This is a genomic window from Thermosynechococcus sp. QKsg1 (genome assembly GCF_031586415.1).
Classification (GTDB): Bacteria; Cyanobacteriota; Cyanobacteriia; order Thermosynechococcales; family Thermosynechococcaceae; genus Thermosynechococcus.
Window position 1 is genome coordinate 1,783,269 of sequence record NZ_CP134200.1, and the last position, 15,065, is coordinate 1,798,333.

The following is a 15,065-nucleotide window of genomic DNA, read 5'->3' on the forward strand; positions in this document are numbered from 1 at the left end:
GGTTAAACCTGTCCCTGCACCAGCTTCTGCACGGCCGCTACAATTTGGGGCGGTTGCACAATTGTGAGATTCTCTAGGGTACCGTTGTAGGGGGTGGGAATATCTTGGGAGGAAAGGCGGATCACAGGGGCATCCAGTTCGTCAAAGTAGCGTTCCATGATCGAGGCTGAGAGTTCAGCACCAATGCCCCCCGTCTTCATACACTCTTCGACAATCACCACGCGATGGGTTTTGCGAATCGAGGCACCAATTGTCTCAAAGTCCAAAGGCTTTAGGGAAATCAGGTCAATCACTTCGGGGTCGTAGCCCTCTTTTTCAAGGGTTTTCACCGCTTGCAGCACATGGTGGCGCATCCGCGAGTAGGTCAAAATGGTAACATCTTCGCCACTGCGGACTATCTCAGCTTTATTGAGGGGCAGCAGGTATTCCTCTTCGGGGAGGTCTTCCTTGAGGTTGTACAGGAGCACATGCTCAAAGAACAGCACTGGGTTGGGATCGCGAATCGCCGATTTGAGCAAGCCCTTGGCGTTGTAGGGGGTTGAGCAGGCAACAATTTTTAATCCGGGGACTGCTTGAAAGTAGGCTTCAAGACGTTGCGAGTGCTCTGCCCCCAATTGCCGGCCAACACCGCCGGGACCGCGAATCACAATCGGGATTTTGAAGTTGCCGCCAGAGGTGTAGCGCAGCATGCCAGCATTGTTGGCGATTTGATTGAAGGCCAAGAGCAAAAAGCCCATGTTCATGCCCTCGACAATGGGACGCAAGCCGGTCATTGCTGCCCCGATCGCCATGCCGGTAAAGCTATTTTCAGCAATGGGGGTATCCAATAGACGCAGTTCACCATACTTTTTGTAGAGGTCTTTGGTGACTTTGTAGGAGCCGCCATAATGTCCCACATCTTCCCCCAGCACAAACACTGTGGGGTCACGCTCCATTTCTTCATCAATGGCAGCACGAAGGGCATTAAACATGAAGGTCTCGGCCATGGTTGCGCGGCATACACTCATTAAGGACTATTTCCTAGGGTAGTTGAAACTGCACCGCTTGCGATCATGCTTATCAGACTCATCATTAAACGCAATCTATTCTCAACTCCCCCTAAAACCTATTGAGCATAGACTAGAGATCAAGGGCACATTTACCGCCTAATGATTTTCGGAGTACCAAACATGACCACCTTGGCGCGATCGCTCCCCGCTGATACTCGCAGCTTTCAAACCATTCAAACCCACTTGCAGCAGGATCATGTCATTATTCTGCCCATGGCCACGGTCTATAGCTTTGTCGTCAACGGCACGAGTCCAAGGGCGATCGCAAAGCTGCGTCGTCTCAAGCACTTTAGTACGGAACAGCCCTTAGCCATTCTCACCCGGGGCGATCGCGCGGCTGAAGTGGCAGACCTCTCCCAAGAGGCAAAAACCATGCTGGCTCACTTTCCCTACCCCGTCACTATGATTGTCAAGGGCAAGCCCCACCTAGACCCACAAATTATGCAGGGTTTTGATTGTGTCTATCTCGCTTGTCCCGATCGCTTTATCTACGATCTCGTGGGTGCCTTGCCCTTCTTTTTGGTGGCAGCAACGGTGAAAGTGGGGACGGAACTCATTGTCAGCTTTGAGGACGCCCAAAAATACTATGGCGAGCAAGTGCCGCTGATTGTGGATGGGGGGCGCTGTGCCTATGGACGGCGGGGAACCCTCGTGGACTTCACCCTTGAATACCCAACCATTATGAACTTTGGCCCTGTGTCTGTGGATGACTTGCGACCAATATTGCCCAACATTATTTTGCCGTCACATTTAATGAAATAGATATAATGATTGAGCATTTTCGCGTTAGGGGGGAGTCACGATTTCTCAGCATTGCCAGTCCCTACTGATTACGGGTGTGGATACCGGTGTGGGCAAAACGATGATCACGCGGGCACTGTGGTCTTACGCCCATCGCTATCGTCCCCAAGAACGCTGGGGCATTCTCAAACCAATGCAGAGCGGTACTGCGGTCGAAATCGGAGACGGTGACTACTACTGCCAAACTCTGCCCCTGCAACAAACCGCCAGTGAAGTGTGTCCCCTCAGTTTTGCAGCACCCCTTGCGCCTCCCATTGCCGCCGAGTTGGAGCAGCGCACGATTGATCTAGCCCCTGTGTGGCAGACTTACCAGCAGCTTCAGGAGCGGTTTGATTACCTTTTAGTGGAAGGGATTGGCGGTCTAGGGTCGCCCATGACTTGGGAGTGGACGGTGGCGGACTTGGCAGCCGCTTGGAAGTTGCCGATTGTCTTGGTGGCAACGGTGCGCTTGGGGGCGATCGCCCAAATTGTGGCCAATATTGCCCTTGCACGGCAGTACAAGCTGGACATTCGCGGTCTGATTCTCAACTGTGTCACCCCCTGTAGCGACACGGATATTGCACAGTGGACACCACCAGAATTTCTCAGCCGTTTTACCCAAGTGCCCGTGCTGGGGGTGCTGCCCTGTGGTCAACACTCCAATGAGGAGTTGGCGGAAATGGTCGCCGAATGGCCGCTGCATCTGCTTTGGCGTTGAGGACTGTGAGGCAAGAAATCATTTTGCGGCCGATCAAAGCGCATAATAAAAGTGACTTAGATTAATTGACACAACAGATCGCTGAACTGACCTATGCTAAAGCTCTATGGCGGTGCCAAATCCCGCGCCAGTATTGTTCGCTGGTATTTAGAAGAATTGGGAATTCCCTATGAATTTGTGCTGATGGATCTACAAGCCGGGGAGCAACATCAGCCCGACTTTCTCAAACTCAACCCCATGGGTAAAGTGCCCGTGATTGTTGATGGCGATATCGTGCTCTGGGAATCGGGAGCCATTTTGCTCTATCTTGCCCAAGTCCACGGTGAATTACCCAAGGATGCGGCTGCCGCTGCTCAAGTTTATCAGTGGGTGCTGTTTGCCAATTCCACCTTGACACAGGCAATGTTTCCGCCTGAAACGCGCGATCGCCAGCTGCCGCGACTCCTCAAAGGCATTGAGACCGCCCTCATGGGGCAGTCCTACATTCTCGGCAATCACTTTTCCGTTGCCGATGTTGCCCTCGGGTCAGTGCTGGCCTATCTACAGATGCTTTTTCAAGTGGATTTGAGTCCCTATCCTGCGGTGGCAAATTATGTGGCACGTCTCCAACAACGACCCGCATTCCAGAAGGGCTTAATGGGAGTTGGCGCATGAATGTCATCTTTCGCGAAGTGGATCCCTTTGATTTGTGGATTTGGGTGGAATTTGCCGCACCGCCTTCATCCGTTGAGCAGCAGTACCTTGAGGAAGTCTTTAACTCGTGGTTTTTCCTCGGGAAGCTGGGGGGATTCAACGCTGAGAATCTGCAAGTCCAGGAAACGGGGTTAGACCTCAGTTACTTAGAGTACGATCGCGCCCAAGCCGACAGTTCGATGATGGCCGTGATGCACAATATGGGCGAGTTTGAATACAACGATCGCTGGGCACGCTGCTGGTTTGACTTGGGCACCAGTGACGCTCTGGCCTTGGATGTTCTGATTAATGCCCTCAATCAGTTTAGTGAGGACTATGTGCCCTTAAAAACGCTAGTGATTGGCGGTGATAATCCCGAATGGCCGATCGCCACCAGTGAACAGCGGGAAATGATTGAACAATCGGCGTGGAACTAAATGCGCGGCGTCTTGCCCTCGATGCCCTAGAACGGGTGGCCAAGGGAGCCTATGCCGATGTGGCACTTCATCAGGTGTTGCAGCAGCGGTCTCTCAAGGAAGGCGATCGCGCCCTGATCACTGAACTGGTCTATGGGACTATCCGCCAACAGCGCACCCTAGATACCCTTGTTCAGGGGTTTTGTCAGCAACTGCCGCCCTTGAAGGTACAGTTAGTGTTGCGCCTTGGCCTCTACCAACTGCGCTATCTGGATCGCGTTCCCCCCCATGCTGCCGTGGACACCAGTGTTGAACTGGTCAAAGAGATGGGTTTAGGCGGCTTTGCCAAACTGGTGAATGGGGTCTTGCGCCGTTACAGCCGCTCCACGACCGATCCCCTTGAGGCTCTCATTGCTCCCCTGCCCTTGGTCTCCCAACTGGGGTGTCGCTATAGCTTTCCCGATGAGCTGATTGCATCTTGGTTGGAGCGTTTAGGACAAGAGGAATGCATTGCCCTCTGTCAGTGGTTTAATCAACCCCCTCGCCTCGATCTACGCCTCAATCCATTGCGGACAACGACTAACCAACTGATTGCTGACTTTGAGGCAGCAGGTTATAGCCTGAAACCGATTCCCGACTTGCCCCAAGGACTCGTCCTGCCCCACTGTGGCCAAGCTATGCCGGCACTCCCCGGCTATGTTGAAGGTCACTGGTCGGTTCAGGATCGGGCAGCGCAGTGGGTCAGTCATTTGCTGGCTCCGCAGCCCGGTGAGGTTGTCATTGATGCCTGTGCAGCACCGGGGGGCAAAACCACGCATATTGCTGAGTTGATGGCCGATCAAGGCCGCGTCATTGCCTGCGATCGCACCCCCAGTCGCCTGCGGAAGTTGGCGCAAAATCGCAATCGCCTCGGCCTGAAGAGTATTGAAATTCACACCCTTGATAGTTCAACAGCAGGGGATTTTGCAGCGATGGGCGATCGCGTTCTTTTAGATGTGCCCTGCTCCGGTACAGGTACCCTCCACCGCCATGCCGATAGCCGCTGGCAACCCCTGAGAACACGCTTGGCTGAACTAGTGCCCCTGCAAGCTCAACTCTTAGCCAATGTTTGCCAGTGGGTGAAACCCCAAGGTCTGCTTGTCTATGCCACCTGTAGTCTAGAGCCAGCCGAAAATGAAGCCCAGATTCAGCACTTTCTGGCTCACCATCGCCAGTGGTACATTGAACCACCCCCCGCAGACTTTCCCCTAAAAGCAGCTCCCGCAGGCTGGATCACCGTCTGGCCGCAACGGCACGATATGGATGGCTTTTTTATGGTGCGGTTGCGACGCGGTAGCTAAGCCCCAAAGCCACCAGAATTAAAATACCTACCCCCATCAGGCCAGCGATTGGGTTGCCATTGATGCCGGTTAGCCACTCTGGCGCTACCCCCGTATAGCTCACCAATTTGCCCACGTTGACACCAAAATAAGCCCAGACCAAGCCACCGTGGAGTCCCATGGGAAAGCCCAATCGTCCGCTAAAGATCCATTTACTCAAACCAAGAATCCAGCCCAACAGTGCCAAGCCGAAAAACTGCGGCCATGTGGCCAAAATGACCTCCAAGGGATGCAGATAGTGCAACGCGGCAAAGATCAGGCCATTGAGCACCAAGGCAAACCATGGTTGGTACTCTAGCTCTAGCTCCTGCAACAGCCAGCCGCGAAACAACAATTCCTCAGCAAAGCCCACAGCAACACCGGTGAGGACGCCATCCAACAGCAGCAGCCCAAAGCGATCCGGTAGCCCCTGCCAGCTTACCCAGCCCAAAAGTCCTTCGATGAGAAATAGCAGGGCAACCAAAAACACCCCCGCCAGCCAGCCGATCAGGGCATCCCGCCCAAAGTTCCACCCCCCCTTAAGGCCATAAAACACTAGGGGCGATCGCTGTTGGTATACCCGCCGTCCCCAGACTCGCAGCAAGAGAATAAAGATGAGGTACAACAGCCCCATATTGACAAAGCTGGCAGCACCGCCCTTACCCCAAAGAAAATAGATACTCAGGCCGATGGGCAGCCACAGCAGCACCAGCGTTAGGGCAAAACTAAAGATGCGAATCCAGAAGGGGCGGCGGATCATTTGCCGCCAAAACTGAGCGAAAAGTGGCTTATTCAGTCGGTTCAATGGTACTCGTCAGCCCTGCCATTTTCAGGCCTTCACAATAAAATTCAGCATGCTCAAGGGCACAGGTGATCACCAAGGCCACCCCCGTCATGTGCGCCTCCATCATGATATCCACGGCTTGGGGTTGGGTGAGGCTCGGCACAGTCTTCAGCAATACCTCCACCACATACTCCATGGAATTGACATTGTCATTGTGAAGGAGCACACGATAGCGGGGCGCCAACTTGCGAACGGTTGCTGGTTTTTCAATGGTTTGCACTGACATTGTTGGCCATGCCTCCATTCAGTGGACATTCAGTATCAGGAATTCAACAAATATGCTTAAGATTTTAGCAAACCAATCAAACTTGACCACTCACCGATTCTGGACGCAACAGCGGAAAAGCAATCACATCGCGAATACTGGGCGAATCCGTCAGCAACATCACCAAGCGGTCAATACCAATCCCTAGGCCTCCTGTGGGTGGCATTCCATGCTCTAGAGCTGTGAGGAAATCTTCATCAACACTGTGGGCTTCCAAATCCCCAGCCGCTTTGCGCCGTGCCTGTTCCTCCAAGCGTTGCCGTTGATCCAATGGATCCGTTAACTCCGAAAAACTATTGGCGTGTTCGCGACCAACGATAAATAATTCAAATCGCTCCACCAGTCCCGGTTGGCTGCGGTGGGGCTTGGCCAAGGGGGAAATCTCCACAGGATAGTCAAGAACAAAGGTGGGTTGAATCAATGTCGGTTCAACAGTCTGCTCAAACACTTCGTTAAGCACTCGGCCAATCGTGTCACAGGCGTCTAAGTCTTTTACCCCTGCTTTTTGGGCTGCTTTCTTCGCCGCTGCTAGATCGCACAATTGGCGAAAATCAATCCCAGTGGCTTGCAACACTGCATCGTGCATGGTCACCCGTCGCCATGGGGGCGTCAGATCAATCGTTTCCCCTTGATAAGTCATCTTGAGCGTACCCAACACCTCCATCGCTGCTGTGGTGATGATTGCCTCCGTCAGCGTCATCATATCGTTGTAGTCGGCGTAGGCCTGATAGACCTCAATGGACGTAAATTCAGGGTTGTGCTTGGTTGAGATGCCCTCATTGCGAAAGATGCGCCCCAGTTCATAGACCTTCTCAAAGCCACCGACAATCAGGCGCTTCAGGTGCAGTTCTGTGGCAATGCGCAAATAAAGCTGCATCTCCAGCGTGTTGTGATAGGTAATGAAAGGACGCGCCTCGGCTCCCCCGGCTTCCGTCTGTAGCACCGGCGTTTCAATTTCAATAAAGCCCTGCTCATTGAGGTAGCGACGAATGGCGGCAGTAATCAGTGCTCGCTTGCGGAAGGTATCGCGGACGTGGGGGTTGACGATGAGATCCACATAGCGCTGGCGATAGCGTTTTTCCACATCCGTGAGGCCGTGCCATTTATCCGGCAGGGGCAACAATGACTTCGTGAGCATGGTGTAGGATTCCACCACAACCGAGAGTTCACCCTTTTCTGTGCGCTTGAGGGTGCCCACAGCGCCAAGGATATCGCCGACATCCGTCAGGTGTTTCAAATCGGCAAAGGCGGCTTCCCCCATGCCTTGGCTAATGGTTTGCTTATCGAGGTAAAGCTGAATTGTGCCGCTGTCGTCCTGAAGTGTAAAAAAGGCCAGCTTGCCAAAGACGCGCCGCGCCATAATCCGACCGGCGACACTGACGCGATCGCCCACCGCTTCGCCAGCGGCCAAGTGAGCATATTTTTCTTGCAGAACTGCTGCAGTATGGGTGCGCTCCCAACGATAGGCATAGGGGTTCATGCCCTGTGCTTGCAGTGTTTTGGCTTTCTCAATCCGTGTTGCCCGAATTTCGGCTCCCGTTGCCCCCACGTCGGCCATATTGGTAGAAACTCTCCACGATTAGCAAACCTTAACCTTCTCATTGTACGCTCTGGAATCGGTACCAACGCTGCTAAAGGGGAATCGAGTACAGTGGAAGTTAGTGTGACCAATGAACAAGAACAAACGGCCATGCCCCCCGCGAAGTCCCCTCGCCGTAAAACTCCCGAACCCATTGATCTGCATGATCCGCAGTACTACTTCAACCGCTCCCTCAGTTGGCTGGAATTTAATAAGCGGGTACTCCACGAGGCCTATGACCCCCGCACACCGCTCCTAGAGCGGCTGAAATTTATGGCCATTTTCAGTTCCAACTTAGATGAATTTTTCATGGTGCGGGTGGCGGGCTTGAAGCAGCAAGTGGAAAGTGGCATTGTTCAAGGGGGAGCCGATGGCATGCCCCCAGCGGAGCAATTACAAGCAGTGCGGCAATATCTGCTACCAATCGTTACGGAGCAACACCGCTATTTCGACCAAGAATTGCGTGCTCTCTTGGCCAAGGAAGCGATTTTTCTCACCCGCTTTAATGAGTTGACCCCTGAGCAGCAGGCCTACCTCAACGACTACTTCCAAGCGCAAGTTTTTCCGGTGCTCACCCCCTTAGCAGTCGATCCGGCGCACCCCTTTCCCTACATTTCTAGCCTCAGCCTCAACCTTGCGGTTCTGATCCGTGATCCCGAATCTGGCCAAGAGCGACTGGCACGGGTAAAGGTACCGAATCGGTTTCCGCGCTTTGTTGCCCTGCCCCAACATTTGCACTCGCCCCAAGGTGCCCATTGGCTAGGCGTTCCCCTCGAAGAAATTATTGCCCACAACCTCAGTGCCCTCTTTCCGGGGATGGAGATTCAGGCCTACTTTGCCTTTCGCATTACCCGTAGTGCTGACCTCGAACTAGAAACGGACAAGGCGGATGATTTACTGATTGCCATTGAGCAGGAAATTCGTAAACGGCGCTTCGGCTCTGTGGTGCGTCTAGAGGTGCAGCGGGGCATTCCACCGCTTCTGAGGCAAACCCTGATGGAAGAGATGGATCTCGAGGAGATTGATGTCTATGAACTCGATGGTCTGTTGTGCTTGAATGATTTGTTTGCCTTTATGGGATTGCCCTTGCCCCAGTTCAAGGATCCGGAGTGGCAACCCCAAGTTCCCTCCAGTTTCCAGCGGGTAGAGGAACGGGAATCGATGTTTGACACCAGCAGCGAAATTACCACCCTCGGCACTGACTATTGGGAAGCCGTGGCCAACGAACTCTTCAGTCTCATTCGCGAGGGGGATATTATCGTTCACCATCCCTACCATTCCTTTGCAGCAACAGTACAGCGCTTTATTACCTTGGCGGCCCATGATCCACAGGTACTGGCGATTAAGATGACCCTCTATCGCACATCGGGTGACTCGCCGATTGTCAGTGCCCTGATTAAAGCCGCAGAGAATGGCAAACAGGTGGCGGTTTTGGTGGAACTGAAGGCGCGCTTTGACGAGGAGAACAATATCCTCTGGGCACGGAAGCTGGAAAAAGTGGGCGTCCACGTGGTCTATGGCGTACCGGGTCTAAAGACTCACACAAAAACGGTTTTGGTTGTGCGCCAAGAGGCGGGGCAAATTCGTCGCTATGTCCACATTGGCACAGGCAATTACAATCCCAAAACTGCTGGCCTCTATGAGGACTTGGGGCTGTTTTCCTGCCGTGACGAGTTAGGAGCGGATCTCTCGGAACTCTTTAATGTGCTCACGGGCTATTCCCGCCAACGGGATTATCGCCAGCTTCTCGTTGCCCCGGTCACAATGCGCGATCGCACGCTGCAATTGATTTACCGTGAGATTGAACACGCCCGCAATGGTCAACCGGGGCGGATTATTGCCAAGATGAATGCGATCACAGATACGCAGGTGATTCGTGCCCTCTATGAGGCGTCCCAAGCAGGGGTAGAAATTGATCTGATCATTCGTGGCATGTGCTGTCTACGACCGGGGGTACCGGGGGTGAGCGATCGCATTCGGGTGATTAGTATCATTGGCCGCTTTTTGGAGCACTCACGGATTTTTTACTTTGGCAACAATGGCGAGCCAGAGTACTACATTGGCAGTGCCGACTGGCGATCGCGCAACTTAGACCGCCGCGTAGAAGCCATTACCCCCATTCAAGATCCAACCATTCAACTGGAACTCAAAGAGCTGCTTGAAATTATGTTGGCAGACAATCGCCAAGCGTGGGAGCTGCAACCCGATGGCACCTACCAGCAACGACAGCCAGCCCCCGGTGAACCCGAACGCGGTACCCACAGTGTTTTAATGGCACGTACCCTCAAGGAAGTAGAAGGGAGCCGCTAGTTAGCGCCTGCATACCCTTGCGCCATGGCTCGGAAGTCTGGACTCGTTTGCAGGAGTTCTTGGTAGCTCCCGACAGCCGCCACTTGGCCATTGGCCATTAGGTACAGGCGATCGCACGCCATGACAGTGCTGAGGCGGTGGGCAATCATGATAATGGTTTTTGCACCACTGAGGGCTTGAATGGCATCCATCACTCCCGCTTCCGTTTGATTGTCAAGAGCCGCTGTTGCTTCATCCATAATGAGCACTGAGGGGTTGTGGTAAAGGGCGCGGGCAATGCCAATTCGCTGGCGCTGTCCTCCCGAAAGGCGCACCCCCCGTTCACCGACAACAGTGTCTAGGCCTTTTGGCAGGGTATGGACAAAGGTGGCTAACTGAGCTGCCTCTACCGCAGCCCACAGGGCGGTTTCATCAATGGCCTCTGCCGGTAAGCCAAAGGCAATGTTGTGGCGCAGCGTGTCATCGGAAAGATAAATGGTTTGGGGAATATAGCCAATCTGCCGTTGCCACTGCGGTAGGTTGTGGTAAATGCTCTCACCATCCACCCGAATATCCCCTTGAGAAGGTTCTAGGAGTCCCAAAATTAGATCGACAATCGTGGTTTTCCCTGCCCCTGAAGATCCGACAAAGCCAACCATTTCCCCCTGTTTAATTGTGAGAGAAACCCCACAGAGGGCTGGCCGAGGGGCATTGGGATAGGTGTAGTGCAGATCAATTAGTTCGAGGCGATCCTGAAAAATTGGTGCTGCTGCTGCAGCAGAGGTAGAGGGAGCCTGCAACATTCTGGCTTCTAAAAGATCGTCATACAACAAATCGACAGAAGCAGAATAGTAAATAACGGAGTTAAGGTTGTTGGTTAAGCGAGTTGCCGATGGCAACAGACGAAACGCTGCAGCTGCAAATAGAGAAATTAGCGGCAGAACTTGTGCCACGTTGCCCCGCTGAAGCAAGTTGAGGATAACAATAAGAATAATTGTGAGAACGGCTAATGTTTCAAAATAAGCACGGGGTAACTGCTGAATAAACTGCAAAACTAAGTTTGCTTTGCGGTCTTCAATCATGTTTTCAGCATAGGTCTTCAGGAATTGCTGCTCGCGACCTAGGACTTTCGCTTCTTTGATGCCGCCCAAACTCTCACTAATACTTTGGATCGATTTTTGAGCATAATCAATGCGACGTTGACCCACTTCCTTGAGCTTATGGCGAAAGGCTTGAAAGAAAAGCAAGGATAGGGTTGAGATTAGAGCAATAACCAAGATTGAGATGAGAGGGTTACTCCAAATAATGACTGAAAATATGGCAAAAACAATTAGAGATTCAGAAAAAATAACCAATAAAGGCAGGAGATACAAATTAAAAACATTATTTATTTCAGTATTTACATTCTGGATTAGTTTAGCAGTATTGTTTTGCAGGTGAAATGTGTAGGGTTTGTAGAGATAGGATTGCAATAATAAACTTGAGAACTTGCGGTACTTACTGTTCAGAAACTCCAACTGAAGATAGGTGCTCAAGGCAATAAACAGGTTCTTGCCCACATATAAAAGCCCTAGGGCAGCACTGAGGATCAATAGCCACTGGGATTGCTCTGCAGGGGTTAGAGGAACCTCTCGCCAAAATAGGAGGGCGTTTAAGCGTTCCGGTTTTTCGACGACAGCAATAAAGGGCAGCACCAAACCCACCCCCAAGGCTTCCCAAAGGCTGCCAATGAGCATTAAGACACCAATACCTGCCAGTTGCCAGCGATCGCCCCGATCCAGTAGTCGCCAAATTTTGCCAAGGGAGCGCAGTGCAGGGTGCTTTAACATTCCGTTTTAGAGGTAACAACGCCTTGATCTTAGGCTACTTATGCCCAAGTCGTGCTTCCCAAATCTGGCGGAATATCTTGCCAGCGACCTTGACCGACCGCCCGAACCGCTTCCCGCAAATCCACTGCTTTGGTATAAAGTGCCTTACCGACGATCGCCCCCGATAACCCTTGGGGACTGAGGGCAAAGAGACTGAGAATATCCGTGAGGGAACCCACGCCACCCGATGCAATGACCGGGCGATCAGTTGCCGCCAATAACTGCCGCAGGGCTGGAATATTCGGCCCTTGGAGGGTGCCATCCCGCTGAATGTCGGTGTAAACAAACCCTGCTACCCCCATTGCTGCCATTTTTTGGGCAAGATCGGTGGCCAAGATCGTTGAGGTGTCTAGCCAGCCCCGCGTTGCCACATAGCCATCGCGAGCATCCAGCCCTACCCAAATGCGTCCGGGGTATTCTGCGGCCAAACTGGCCACTAGCTCTGGATCCTCAAGAGCCACGGTACCCAAAATGGCACGATTGACGCCTTGGAGAAAGAGATCAGCCACTGCTTGGCGCGATCGCAAGCCACCCCCCACCTGCACAGGAATTTCAAGGGAGGCGACGATCTTGGCAATCAGATCATAATTTCGCGGTTCGCCCGTTTTGGCTGCATCTAGGTCAACGACATGCAAGCGGGGAGCACCCAACCGCTGCCAGTAGAGGGCAACTTTTAGAGGATCATCATGAAAAACCTTGACCTTACCATAGTCCCCTTGCACTAGGCGCACACATTTGCCGTCAAGTAAATCAATGGCGGGGATAACATCCATTGGCGTCAGAAATCCTTATTGAAAAATTGAAAATTTGAGCGTAACTCCCATCCTAGCAGTCACAAGGGGTGAAGCGCATCGGAGGATTGCTAACATAGTCCCCTCCGTTCCTGAATTGACAAGAGCCACCCATCGAAGGCCGCGCCCTGTCTAAATTCCTGTGGCGATCGCGTGATTATGCAACAGATTTAATAGGATTCCGTTTGAACATGTCCCCCATATCCTCGCGCAGCAGGTGGGGAAACCTTCATAGGCGGACAGAAAATTCAGGCTCATTTCCTCGAGCCTTGGGAATTTGAGTGCTGCTCACCAGTCAAGGTAAGCTAACAAACAAAGGATTTGCTTGGGGTACAAGGACATGGCTGTTGCTGCCGCCATTATTCTCTTGTTGTTGAGTGGCTGGGTGAATGACCATCCGTGGGGATGGCTGCTGATTCTTGGTCTAGGGTTGGGCTATTGGTACTGGCGGCGATCGCCCGCTGCGCCAAACCCAGCTCCCCCTCAACCTTCTCTGCATCCTCAATTACTGGAAAAGCAACTGGCAGACACGCGGAGCCTTTTGCAGGAACTTCCGATAGAGCGCCAAGCCTCCCTACAATCAGCCCACAGCCAACTCCAACAGCGGTTAGATAGCCCAACGGTTGAGGTCTGTGTTCTCGGGCAATCGGCCTATGCTCTCAATCGGGTGTACGATGCCGTCGCTACCCTACCCCTCGATAGCTGTACGTTTCAGCAGCAAACATTGGCAACGGTGCCCCAAGCAGACTTAGTGCTTTTGACCGTAACGGGTGCCCTTACCGCCAGTGAGTTTGAGATGCTGCGGGTATTGCAAGCAAGCCATTATCACGTTCTTGTGGTGTGGTATCCAGAAATGGTGCAGGAGCGCGATCGCCCGAAGGGCGCGCTTTGCGATCGCGTAGCCGTGCATTTACAGCAGCAACTGCAACAACTCCAGATTGGACAAGATCAACTCATTCCCTTTACACCCCACAATCCCCAAGAACTCACCTCCGCAGTGCTGCACTGTCTCACCCAAGAGCGAGCGAATCTGGTCTTAGCCGGCACCTATCGCCGTGCCCAACAACTCCATCAACAGGCGCAATCCGCCCTCAACCAGTATCGCCAAGAACGAGCCACCCCGATCATTGAGCGCTACCAATGGCTGGCAGCAGCGGCAACGGCAGTGAATCCTCTTCCGCTTCTGGATCTCGTCATGGCCGGGGGGCTATTGGTGCGCCTCACGTGGGATCTCGGTCAAATCTACCAACGCTCCTTTCGCTTGGCGGATGCTGAACCCCTTGCCAAGGAGCTATTGCGGCTAATGGTGCAGTTGGGGGCTGTGGAACTGGGTACGCAATCCCTAGGACAGTGGCTCAAGGGCAATTCCCTCACCTATTTGGCAGGGAGCTGTTTACAGGGGGCAACGGCAGCCTATGTGTTGCGCTTGAGTGGCTTGAGTTTGATCCATTACTTTGAGACCGCTCCCCAAGTAAAATCTCTGCCCTTGGTGACTCGATTGCAGCAAAGCCTTCAGTGGGCACAGCAACAGGTGGGACGCTCTCCCTTGCAAACCCTAGGACAGTCTCTTGGCTTGCCGTCGGCCTAGCCAGTGACGCAGGAGTTGAGCGGCAAAAAGCACAACAAATGCGGGGTTGTTTATCAGATAGCGTTGCCAGAGGCGGCGGGGTTCTTGCAGGAGTCGAAAGAGCCACTCCAGACCGATCGCCATCATCCAGCGAGGCGCTTGCGCTACAACGCCACTGTGAAAATTAAAGGCTGCTCCCACACCCACCAAGACAATGGGCAGAAAAGGGCTTTGGCGAGCCATCCACTCCTCCTGCTTGGGACAGCCAAGGCTGACAAAAACCAGATCAGCACCGCTATCAAGAATGCGCTGGCGATCGCTGGCCTCCTCCTCAGGGGTCAAGGGACGAAAGGGAGGCGCGTAGGCACCCACTAACTGCATCTTGGGAAAGCGCTCTCGCAGATTTCGTTGCAGCCGCTCTAACACGAGGGGTTCACTGCCATAGAGGAAAATACGCCAGCCTTCCTCTTGGGCGCGATCGCACAACGCCAGCATCAAATCAGGACCATAGACCCGCTCTGCTTGCGGAAAGCCCAACAGCTGTAAGCCCCACACCAAGGGCATGCCGTCAGAGGTCACCAGTTGGGCACCATTCACCACCCGTTGAAAGGGCGATCGCCACACCCCTGTCATGACCACATGGACATTGGCCGCCACCACATAGCCCCCCTTACCTTGATTAATCCATTCAGCTATAAGATCACAGGCTTGGCTGTAGGTGGTGACATCAATCCGTGTCCCTAAAATGTGCGCCGACTCCACGCTGGGGCTACTCCGCATGTTTCACTTGATTCCAGCGTAGGACATTGGTTGCAGAACCGAAGTGAACATCCGACAATGCAAAGCAGATGTCATGTTGTGCCCTGCAG

14 protein-coding genes are annotated in these 15,065 nt (G+C 53.1%); 7 read left to right on the top strand and 7 right to left on the bottom strand.

Annotation, left to right across the window (positions count from 1 at the left end; genetic code table 11):
- Positions 1–2: 2 nt before the first annotated feature.
- Positions 3–986, bottom strand: coding sequence for an alpha-ketoacid dehydrogenase subunit beta (locus tag RHP47_RS08775; protein ID WP_286649997.1), 984 nt, complete (start codon positions 984–986; stop codon positions 3–5).
- Between the two features lie 183 nt (positions 987–1,169).
- Here RHP47_RS08775 and RHP47_RS08780 point away from each other — a divergent pair, with 183 nt between their 5' ends.
- From RHP47_RS08780 to RHP47_RS08800, 5 genes are all read left to right on the top strand, one after another.
- On the top strand, positions 1,170–1,811 hold the full coding sequence (locus tag RHP47_RS08780; RefSeq protein WP_302679327.1) for an L-threonylcarbamoyladenylate synthase: 642 nt from the start codon (positions 1,170–1,172) through the stop codon (positions 1,809–1,811).
- A 100-nt stretch (positions 1,812–1,911) separates the two neighbouring features.
- Positions 1,912–2,547 (top strand): dethiobiotin synthase, encoded by a 636-nt coding sequence (gene bioD, locus RHP47_RS08785; RefSeq protein ID WP_302679328.1) that lies wholly within the window; start codon positions 1,912–1,914, stop codon positions 2,545–2,547.
- 93 nt (positions 2,548–2,640) lie between these two features.
- Positions 2,641–3,201, top strand: a complete 561-nt coding sequence (locus tag RHP47_RS08790) for a glutathione S-transferase family protein (protein ID WP_149820060.1) — start codon at positions 2,641–2,643, stop codon at positions 3,199–3,201.
- Positions 3,198–3,656 (top strand): DUF3531 family protein, encoded by a 459-nt coding sequence (locus RHP47_RS08795; RefSeq protein ID WP_149820062.1) that lies wholly within the window; start codon positions 3,198–3,200, stop codon positions 3,654–3,656. The genes RHP47_RS08790 and RHP47_RS08795 overlap by 4 nt, the downstream gene beginning before the upstream one ends.
- Positions 3,647–4,975, top strand: coding sequence for a 16S rRNA (cytosine(967)-C(5))-methyltransferase (locus RHP47_RS08800; protein ID WP_310840261.1), 1,329 nt, complete (start codon positions 3,647–3,649; stop codon positions 4,973–4,975). The genes RHP47_RS08795 and RHP47_RS08800 overlap by 10 nt, the downstream gene beginning before the upstream one ends.
- Here the strand turns inward: RHP47_RS08800 and RHP47_RS08805 are convergent.
- The 3 genes from RHP47_RS08805 to lysS all read right to left on the bottom strand — a co-directional run bounded on the left by RHP47_RS08805 (position 4,947) and on the right by lysS (position 7,660).
- Positions 4,947–5,753 (bottom strand): type II CAAX endopeptidase family protein, encoded by an 807-nt coding sequence (locus RHP47_RS08805; RefSeq protein ID WP_310840262.1) that lies wholly within the window; start codon positions 5,751–5,753, stop codon positions 4,947–4,949. The two genes, RHP47_RS08800 and RHP47_RS08805, sit on opposite strands and share 29 nt — an antisense overlap.
- 28 nt (positions 5,754–5,781) lie before the next feature.
- Positions 5,782–6,063: an ATP-dependent Clp protease adapter ClpS gene (gene clpS / locus RHP47_RS08810; protein WP_149820068.1), complete on the bottom strand. Its 282-nt coding sequence runs from the start codon at positions 6,061–6,063 to the stop codon at positions 5,782–5,784.
- 76 nt (positions 6,064–6,139) lie between these two features.
- A complete protein-coding gene (gene lysS, locus RHP47_RS08815; protein ID WP_310840264.1) occupies positions 6,140–7,660 on the bottom strand; it encodes a lysine--tRNA ligase in 1,521 nt (506 codons plus the stop codon).
- Between the two features lie 132 nt (positions 7,661–7,792).
- On the opposite strand from lysS, the gene ppk1 reads away from it, so the two are divergent.
- Positions 7,793–9,991, top strand: coding sequence for a polyphosphate kinase 1 (gene ppk1, locus RHP47_RS08820; protein ID WP_190278333.1), 2,199 nt, complete (start codon positions 7,793–7,795; stop codon positions 9,989–9,991).
- On the opposite strand, the gene RHP47_RS08825 is transcribed toward ppk1, so the two are convergent.
- Both RHP47_RS08825 and hisA read right to left on the bottom strand, forming a co-directional pair.
- Positions 9,988–11,799, bottom strand: coding sequence for an ABC transporter ATP-binding protein (locus tag RHP47_RS08825; RefSeq protein WP_310840265.1), 1,812 nt, complete (start codon positions 11,797–11,799; stop codon positions 9,988–9,990). The two genes, ppk1 and RHP47_RS08825, sit on opposite strands and share 4 nt — an antisense overlap.
- Positions 11,800–11,837: 38 nt before the next feature.
- On the bottom strand, positions 11,838–12,611 hold the full coding sequence (gene hisA, locus RHP47_RS08830) for a 1-(5-phosphoribosyl)-5-[(5-phosphoribosylamino)methylideneamino]imidazole-4-carboxamide isomerase (protein WP_149820076.1): 774 nt from the start codon (positions 12,609–12,611) through the stop codon (positions 11,838–11,840).
- Positions 12,612–12,969: 358 nt separating this feature from the next.
- Here hisA and RHP47_RS08835 point away from each other — a divergent pair, with 358 nt between their 5' ends.
- Positions 12,970–14,217, top strand: coding sequence for a YcjF family protein (locus RHP47_RS08835; RefSeq protein ID WP_310840266.1), 1,248 nt, complete (start codon positions 12,970–12,972; stop codon positions 14,215–14,217).
- Here the strand turns inward: RHP47_RS08835 and RHP47_RS08840 are convergent.
- Positions 14,185–14,958 carry a WecB/TagA/CpsF family glycosyltransferase gene (locus tag RHP47_RS08840; RefSeq protein ID WP_302676718.1) on the bottom strand — a complete coding sequence of 258 codons (774 nt, stop codon included), beginning with the start codon at positions 14,956–14,958 and terminating at the stop codon, positions 14,185–14,187. The genes RHP47_RS08835 and RHP47_RS08840 overlap by 33 nt on opposite strands.
- Positions 14,959–15,065 lie beyond the last annotated feature (107 nt).